This window comes from Pseudomonadota bacterium (assembly GCA_022361155.1).
GTDB lineage: Bacteria > Myxococcota_A > Polyangia > Polyangiales > JAKSBK01 > JAKSBK01.
On record JAKSBK010000145.1, the window covers coordinates 1 to 7,895 of the forward strand.

8 protein-coding genes are annotated in these 7,895 nt (G+C 66.3%); 7 read left to right on the top strand and 1 reads right to left on the bottom strand.

Annotation, left to right across the window (positions count from 1 at the left end):
* Window positions 1-267 precede the first annotated feature (267 nt).
* The 6 genes from yacG to MJD61_04950 all read left to right on the top strand — a co-directional run bounded on the left by yacG (window position 268) and on the right by MJD61_04950 (window position 5,271).
* Entirely contained in the window at window positions 268-516 is a 249-nt protein-coding gene (gene yacG / locus MJD61_04925; protein MCG8554620.1) for a DNA gyrase inhibitor YacG, read from the top strand.
* On the top strand, window positions 516-1,346 hold the full coding sequence (locus tag MJD61_04930; protein MCG8554621.1) for a hypothetical protein: 831 nt from the start codon (window positions 516-518) through the stop codon (window positions 1,344-1,346). Before yacG ends, MJD61_04930 begins: the two co-directional genes overlap by 1 nt.
* Window positions 1,347-1,370: 24 nt before the next feature.
* Complete coding sequence (hemE, locus tag MJD61_04935; protein ID MCG8554622.1) at window positions 1,371-2,393, top strand: uroporphyrinogen decarboxylase; 1,023 nt, start codon at window positions 1,371-1,373, stop codon at window positions 2,391-2,393.
* Window positions 2,390-3,451 (top strand): ferrochelatase, encoded by a 1,062-nt coding sequence (gene hemH / locus MJD61_04940; protein ID MCG8554623.1) that lies wholly within the window; start codon window positions 2,390-2,392, stop codon window positions 3,449-3,451. The genes hemE and hemH overlap by 4 nt, the downstream gene beginning before the upstream one ends.
* 3 nt (window positions 3,452-3,454) lie before the next feature.
* Complete coding sequence (gene hemG, locus MJD61_04945) at window positions 3,455-4,882, top strand: protoporphyrinogen oxidase (GenBank protein ID MCG8554624.1); 1,428 nt, start codon at window positions 3,455-3,457, stop codon at window positions 4,880-4,882.
* A gap of 149 nt (window positions 4,883-5,031) precedes the next feature.
* Window positions 5,032-5,271, top strand: a complete 240-nt coding sequence (locus tag MJD61_04950) for a hypothetical protein (protein ID MCG8554625.1) — start codon at window positions 5,032-5,034, stop codon at window positions 5,269-5,271.
* A 4-nt stretch (window positions 5,272-5,275) separates the two neighbouring features.
* Here the strand turns inward: MJD61_04950 and MJD61_04955 are convergent, their stop codons facing one another.
* Window positions 5,276-6,586 (bottom strand): polysaccharide lyase, encoded by a 1,311-nt coding sequence (locus MJD61_04955; GenBank protein ID MCG8554626.1) that lies wholly within the window; start codon window positions 6,584-6,586, stop codon window positions 5,276-5,278.
* A gap of 638 nt (window positions 6,587-7,224) precedes the next feature.
* Here MJD61_04955 and MJD61_04960 point away from each other — a divergent pair.
* On the top strand, window positions 7,225-7,895 hold a 671-nt coding region (locus tag MJD61_04960), incomplete at its 3' end, for a sulfatase (GenBank protein ID MCG8554627.1).

Genomic DNA, 7,895 nt, shown 5'->3' on the forward strand with positions numbered 1-7,895 from the left:
GCCGAGCAGTACTCCTCGGGCGATTCCTGCGGGCGCGCTCGCCCAGAAGACCGCATGAAAACCCGATTGACTGGGGCAGCCGCATGCGCTGCATTTCCTCGGTTCGCCGACACGCCATCCGACCCCGCGGCGCTGCGCCATCCTCGGTCCGGAGTTTCGGGACGGGCACTAGCTATAGCACCTTGACGCACGCCCGGGTGTCCGGGCAGAGCCAAGCCCCCCGATGGACGATGGGCGACTTGTTCGGGATGCTGCTAGGCTTGGCCCATGCAGCATACGTGGCAGCATACGTGCCCCATCTGTCGCCGCCGAACCTCCAGGCCGATCCAGGACCAGGTGTTTCCGTTCTGTTCACAGCGTTGCAAGCAGGTTGATCTTGGCAACTGGCTGCACGGAAGGTATGTAGTGGGCTCCGAGCTGGTTCCCGAGCGCGTGGATGGCAGCCCCTGCGAGGCTCGGCAAGACACCCTCTCGGAGCACCTCGAACGGGACCAGTTGACGGGCCGGCGGCAGTGATGGCACCGACACGTTCGAAAAGCACGGCGGCCATCGTAGCAGTGCTGTTTGTGTTGCCGACCAGCAGCCTGGTCGCCCAGACCCCTGGCACGCAGCAAGCTTCGGGCGGGCGGCCGGCTACCGCCGCGGCAAGCGGGTCCACGCCGTCCAGCTCCGCCTCTGCTCGCTCAGCTCCCGCCCCGTCCAGCAAGAAGCCGGCACCCCGCCGTGTCACGCGCGTTTCGCAGCGCGTCTATCAAACGGGGCCCAGCGACGAGGAGCTTGCCGCACGCGAGCAGGAGGGCGGACCGGATCTGATTCTCATCGAGCCCTTCGTGGGGGTGTCGTACACGCACTTGAAGAAGTTCAGCGACAAGAACTTGCTATCCGCTCAGAGCGGAACGGACCTCATCCGCGACGACTCAGGCGCCGGTCCTGTTTTTGGGGTGATGGCCTCGCTGCGGCTGCTGTTGCTTTCCTTTGGCGCGCGCGTGGCCCTGGCACGCTATCCGGCGTTCGACCTCGGGCTGCTTCTGCTCGAAGCCGGCTTGCGGCCCAAGCTGTCCGTGTTCGAACCCTACCTGCGCGTCGCGGGCGGCTATGCCTGGGTCGGCTCGGCCAACTACCAGCAACCCAGCGAGAGCACGACCTCGGTCTATGGCCTGGCTGGCGAGCTCGGTTTCGGCTTCGACGCTCGGATCGCGCCGACGCTTGCCATCGGCCTCGGCGTCGATGCTACCCTGCTGAACTTGTCGCGCCAGACCAAGTCACCGACCGCCTTGGTAATCGCGGACGGCAGCGCTGTGGGCGCGAGTCTGCGGCTGCAGGGTCACGTTACGCTGCACCTGTAGGCCTGGCCGCCCCCGGGAGAAAGCATGAGCGAGTTTTTGCGCGCTTGCCGGTGCGAGGCTACACGCTGGACGCCCATCTGGCTGATGAGGCAAGCGGGCCGCTACCAGCAAGAGTACCGTGAGCTTCGGGCTCGCGTGGGGTTTCTCGAACTGTGCAAGACACCGGAGCTCGCCGCCGAGGTCACGCTGCTGCCGGTGAAGCAATTCGAGCTCGACGCGGCCATCGTTTTCGCCGACATCCTGCTGGTACTGGAACCCCTGGGCATCGGTTTCGAGTTCACGGACAGCGAAGGACCGCAGCTGCGAAGGCCGCTCAGGGACACCCGACGCATCGCGGAGCTGCATCTTCCCGAGGATCTCGAAGATCGGCTCGCCTACGTCGGCGAAACGATCCGCCTGACCTGCCGGGAGCTGCCGCGGGCGCTTCCGCTGATCGGTTTTGCGGGCGCTCCTTTCACGCTGGCTTCCTATGTCGTAGAGGGCGGCGGCTCCAGACACTACATGCACACCAAGAAGCTCATGTACAGCGACCCAGGGGCATGGCACGCCTTGATGGCGCGGCTCACCGAGGCGGTCGCGCGCTACCTCAAGCTGCAGGTCGCCGCGGGGGCCAGCGCCTTGCAAGTCTTCGATAGCTGGGTGGGTTGCTTGTCTCCGGCAGACTACGTCAGCCACGTCAAGCCGCACATGCAGGCGCTGTTCAGCCAGCTCGACCCCGGCGTTCCGGTGATCCATTTCGGCACGGGCAATCCCGCCCTCTACCCCTTGATGAAAGAAGCCGGTGGCGATGTGATCGGCATAGACTGGAGGGTCGATCTGGGCGTGCAGTGGAAGGCCCTGGGCGAAACCGCCATCATGGGCAATCTGGATCCGGGGCGGCTGCTTGGACACCGGGAGCAGCTGCTGGCCGCAACCAGGAAAGTGCTCGCGAGCGCGGCGCAGCGGCCGGGTCACATCTTCAACCTGGGTCACGGCATCCTGCCGCAGACGCCGGTCGACCAGGTCAAAGCGCTGGTCGATTCGGTGCATGAGGAAAGCGCACGGTGAGCTACGATGCGGTGCTGCTGCTCGCATTCGGCGGACCCGAGCGCATGCAAGACGTGCGGCCGTTCCTGCGTAATGTACTTGCGAACCGCGGTGTGCTTGCGAACCGCAGTGTACTTGCGAACCGCGGTGCGCTTGCGAACCGCGGTGTACTTGAGAGCGACCCCGACGAGGTGCAAGGGCCTGGAGCCCGAACGAGCACGCCGCAGCGCATACCCGAAGCCCGCTTCGAAGAAGTGGTGTCGCACTATGCCCGGTTTGGCGGCTGTTCGCCGCTCAACCGCCTGACAACCGAGCAGGCCGCCGCGCTTGAACGTGAGATCGAGGAGCGCGGCCTGTGCGCCAGTGGGGACAAGGGACTGCCCGTACGCGTGGGCATGCGCAACTGGTCACCCTATATCGCCGACGTCCTGCACGAAATGCGCGATGCCGGCCACCGCAGCGTACTCGCGCTGATCATGAGCTCGCTCGAAACCGAAGCCAGCGTAGCGCGCTACCGCGCAGCGGTGGCCGAGGCCAGGCTGCGGCTCGGGCAGGCAGCGCCCGAGGTAGACTTCGCCGGAGGCTTTCACGCAGCGCCGGGTCTGGTGCAGACCCATGTGGATCACATCCGCGAAGCGCTCGCGCGGCTCCCGCCGGGCGAGCGGCAAACCGCAAAGGTCGCGTTCACGGCGCACAGCATCCCGAAGCTCATGGCCGATCAGTCCCCCTACGTAGCTCAATTCGAGTCCTGCGCGCGTGCAGTCGCAGCGGCCTTGGGCCACGCACGCTGCCTGCTGTGCTACCAGAGCCGCAGCGGGCGCGCGGACGAGCCTTGGCTTGAGCCGGACGTGAACGACGCGCTGCGAACGCACGCGCAATCGAGCAGCGCCGCCATCGTCTTGGCGCCCATCGGCTTCGTTTGCGACCACATCGAAGTGCTTTACGATCTCGATGTGCAGGCAGCCGCAACAGCAAACAGGCTTGGCCTGAGTCTTTTGCGTGCGTCCACGCCCAACACGCACCCGGCCTTTGTCTCGGCCCTGGCCGACCTGGTGCAACGCTCCATGCAAGCCCGCTGAATCATGCCGGGCGATCCAGCGAGCAGCCAGGGACCGGGAGAAGCGACGCGCGTCGTCGTCGTGGGAGCGGGTGTGTCCGGGTTGGCTGCCGGCTACCGTGTCCTGACCCGCGCCCCTGAGGTCGATTTGCGGGTGCTGGAGGGCAGCACGCGCGCGGGTGGACTAATCGGCACGGTCCGCCAGCGTGGTTTTGTGGTGGAACAGGGACCCGATTCGGTGCTGTCGGAAAAGCCATGGGGTATTTCGCTGCTGCGCCGGTTGGGTCTCGGCGACGAGATCATCGGGACGCGGCAGGGTGCTCGGGGAGCGTACGTGGTCGCACGCGGCAAGCTCGTTCGCGTTCCGAGCGGTTTCTCCATGGTCGCCCCCACGCACCTGGGACCGCTGCTGAGCAGTCAGCTGCTCAGCGTGGGCGGCAAGCTGCGAGCCTGCTGGGATCTGGTGGCGCCGCGTGGCCCCCAGCACGAGGATGAGAGCCTGGCAGCCTTTGTGTCACGTCGTTTCGGCCGGCAGGTCCTCGACCGGCTCGTGCAACCGCTCGTCAGCGGGGTCTACGGCGCCGATCCGGAGCGCCTCAGCGTACGCGCGACATTGCCCCGCTTCGTCGAGCTCGAGGCCGAAAAGCGCAGCGTGCTGCGTGCGCTGCGGCGCACGCAAGACGGCCAGCGTGCAACCGGAGCTCGCTACGGGCTGTTCGTGTCGCTTCGTTCCGGCATGGGAACGCTCACCGACGAGCTGGCGAACCGCCTGGGATCGTGCCTGTGCCTGTCGAGCTCCGTTCGCAGCATCACGCGCACGCCAGGCCACTACCAGGTGCACCTGGAACGTGGACAGACGCTGCGCGCCGATCGCGTGGTCGTCGCGCTGCCCGCAGATCATGCGGCCCAGATACTGTGCGAGCTCGATAGCGATCTGGCCGAGCTGCTGCGCGCCGTCTCCTACGGCTCGGTGGCCATCGCCAGCTTCGGCTGGCCGCTTCCTGCCATGCCGAGGCCCTTGGACGCTTTCGGCTGGGTGGCGCCGAAGATCGAACGGCGTTCCCTGATGGCGTGTACATGGTCGAGCGTCAAGTTCGAAGGCCGCGCTCCCGAAGGTCACCTGCTGTTGCGAGCCTTTTTTGGCGGTGCACGTTGTGAGCAGCTGCTGCAGCAGCGAAGCGACCGAGAGCTCTTGGACTCCGCGCGTTCCGAGATCGCCAGCCTGACGGGGATCGCGGGCGAACCCGGCCTCGAGCGCCTCGATCGTCACGTGCGTTCCATGCCGCAATACCACGTCGGACACCTGAAGCTGGTGCGCCGCATCGAGCAGCGTGCCGCACGCCACCCCGGACTGGCGCTCGCTGGCGCCGCATTCCGGGGCGTCGGCATTCCCGACGCCGTGCGCAGCGGAGAAGCAGCAGCCGAAGCCGTGCTGGCACCGTGGGCCCTCTAACTAGTGCCCGTCCCGAAACTCCGGACCGAGCATGGCCCGAATCCGAATCCCGGAATCCGAACCCCGGAACCCGGAGCCCGATGTCGGAACCCGACATGCGCCTCGGCCGCGGCCCTTCGCCCCGGCCGCGGTCCTCTGTTATGGCGTCCGTGTCAGAACACACAGCGGTTGCGGGTGAGCCGATTGGTCACGATGGGTGCGTGCTCGAGGCCGAAGGGATCGAACAACGGCTCTGGGACGTGGATGGTCATGTGGTGGCCTTGGAGCTTCCGGTCGCCCTGGAGCAGGTGGCGAGCATTCGAGTCTGGAGTCGAGGCGTCGCGCACGACGTGAGTCCCCTCGGCCTCACCGCGGGTTACGAAGCCATGCTCGCGCAACGGGGTCGCTGACGATCTAGCGATGCCCGATTACTAGCCGGTGCTGGGAGAATCCAGCGAGGCGCACCTCCATGCCGGACGCGCCCGCCTTGTAGATGCCGTACTTGAAGTACGTGCCGTGCTCGTCGTTGTTGCCTATCGGGCCCGTCCAATCGAGCACCTGCCTGCCGTCCATCGAAAGCTCGATCCTGCCGTCGTTCAGGATGCCGCTGCCATCGGGGGCCCACTCGGACCACACGATGGTCCATTTCATGTCGATCCATTGGCCTTTGGGCAGGTCGCTTAGAAGCTGCATATAAGGGAGCGAGATCGTCTTGGTGCCCAGCGGGCTACGCTTGGGGCCGCTCGAGGGCGGGCTGAGACCTAGCCTGTCGGTCTTGTCGGTGACGCGATTGTAGTCTGCGCGAGCCAGCAGGTAGAGGTACCCCTCGCCGACCTTTAGCGACATGGGCGGGTAGCCGCCCTGATCGACCCGATACCCGTTCGGCTGGTCGGTCGTGAGGTCGTAGCCGTCCGTGCCCATGAAGTACATCCGGCTGAGCACCTCGGTCGTGAAACGCTCCAGGGTGTAGCGGTGGAGCTTGCCTTGGGGATCTACGACCGTTGTTCTGTCGGGCACTCCGTGCCACTGCGAAATAATGCCCTTGGAGCTTGCGTCGAGGGTCCCCGGCAGCCACAAACCGTACTCGTAGACCCACGCTTCACCCGTGGTCGCCATGCCGCGGCCGTAGTGGTAGAGCGACTTTGCTGCAACGTTGGCGTCGATCTGCTGTTGGGTGAGACCCGCGATATCCACGGCGGTGACGTACAGCGCAGAGAACTCGACCCGCGTCTTGCTGTCGTCGACCATCAGGAAACGGTAGCTGGGGTTGCCGTTGTACAGGTTTTTGGGGTCGCGCCAGATCTGATAGCCGGTGCCACTCGAGCCAACGGGCACCATGTTGCAGTCGATCAGCTCGCTCGGGGTGTGGATGCCCGTTTGTACATTGCTGCGCGCGGTGATTTCGGTGAGCCTAGCCGGGGCTGGATCGACGCAGGGGCTTGGCGCCTGAGGCGGACCCGGCGCCGGCGCTGTCCCGCCCCCGATGGGGCCGCCGCTCGGGCCGCCGCCGCCAGCCAACGCACCGCCCGTACCGCCAGGGCTGCCAACCCCCGCTACACCAGCGCCGCCGACCGTGGCTCCGCTGCCGATGGCGAAACCGGCGCTGCCTGGCGCAGGAGCACCCGTGGCCGCAGGATCGCCTGCGCGGGTGGCTGGCGATGGGTCTGCGCCATGCCCGGGGGAGCAAGCGGCCATCGTACTCGCGATGGCAAGGAGCGCCGTCACGCGAGCACCTCGTGTATGCGAAGGCGGCGCAACGCCGCTGGACGGGATGGATCGAAATCGAAAGGGCAATGCGATGCTGCCCGGACGCCTTGCTTGGCTGACGCCTGCCGAGCAACCTTTGGCTCCCGAGAGTCTGGGGGCGGGGTCCAGCACGGACATTCCACCCCAAAATAGCACGTGCCAAGGATCGCACCAATCGCGCCCTGCGGCGTACACGAATCGACAAGAGGTCCACGGATGCACTGGTCGCCGATCCGGGCCCCGGAGCCGGTCCTCGCCGGCCCTGGGGCCGATTCCGGAACCCGGACCGCACTTGTGATCCGTGGTACTTGACGTGTTAGTGTGCCGCAAGAGCGTAAGGTGTCGGTCAAGACAACATGGTCAGGTCGGCTTTGAGGCGCCCGGCCAGCAAGGCGCGCTGTCGCGCGAATACTCCCGGTATGCGAAGGCGGCGCAACACCGCTGGACGGGATGGATCGAAATCGAAGTGGCGACGTCATGCTGGCCCGACGCCTGAGCGCGTCCTGTTGTTCGGGGCCTGGCTGCTGCTAGCCCCGGCCGGCTGCTCGACCCCGGAAGAATCCAAGCGTTCCAGCACCGGACGCGTGCGTCACGCCTCCGATAAGGCGAGCCCGGCCGTGCCACGAACGCCCGTCCCGCCACGGTCTTCCACGGCGCTGCATGGCAGACCCCCCAACGTCGTGCTGATCGTGCTCGACACCGTGCGTGCGGACCACCTTAGCAGCTACGGATACCATCGCAGGACGACACCCAACCTCGATCGATTCGCTTCTCGAGCCACACGCTACCGCAACGCAGTTAGCAGCTCGGCGTGGACGCTGCCCAGTCACGCCTCGATGTTCACCGGCCTGGCGCCGTACCAGCATGGCGCCCATCGCACCAAGGGGCGCAGCGGGGCGGCAAGGCATCGCAGCGGTGGAACCAAGATCCCGCGCGAAAACAGCCTGCCCTACGACGGCCGCCATTCGACGCTGGCCGAGGCCCTCGGTCAGGCGGGTTACACAACCGCGGCATACTGTGCCAACGACGGTTATCTCAGTCGGCGTTGGGGGTTGGCGCGAGGGTTTCAGAAGTACGTCGCCAAGCGCGTACCCGCCCGCACGCTGACGGCCCGTGCGCTCGCATGGATCGGCCGCCAAGCGAGCGACGTGCCCTACTTCTTGTTTCTCAACTACATGGACACGCACCGCGAGTACAGTACGGTGCCGCCGCGGCCCGATATCGTGGGCTATGCTGTCGAGGTCCGGTCCACTCCCAACCTGCTGGCACTGCGCAGGGCCGTCTTTCC

Excerpts from the sequence above, each read along its gene's own strand:
- yacG (MCG8554620.1), top strand. The coding sequence starts at position 268 with ATGCAGCATACGTGGCAGCATACGTGCCCCATCTGTCGCCGCCGAACC.
- MJD61_04930 (MCG8554621.1), top strand. The coding sequence starts at position 516 with ATGGCACCGACACGTTCGAAAAGCACGGCGGCCATCGTAGCAGTGCTG.
- hemE (MCG8554622.1), top strand. The coding sequence starts at position 1,371 with ATGAGCGAGTTTTTGCGCGCTTGCCGGTGCGAGGCTACACGCTGGACG.
- hemG (MCG8554624.1), top strand. The coding sequence starts at position 3,455 with ATGCCGGGCGATCCAGCGAGCAGCCAGGGACCGGGAGAAGCGACGCGC.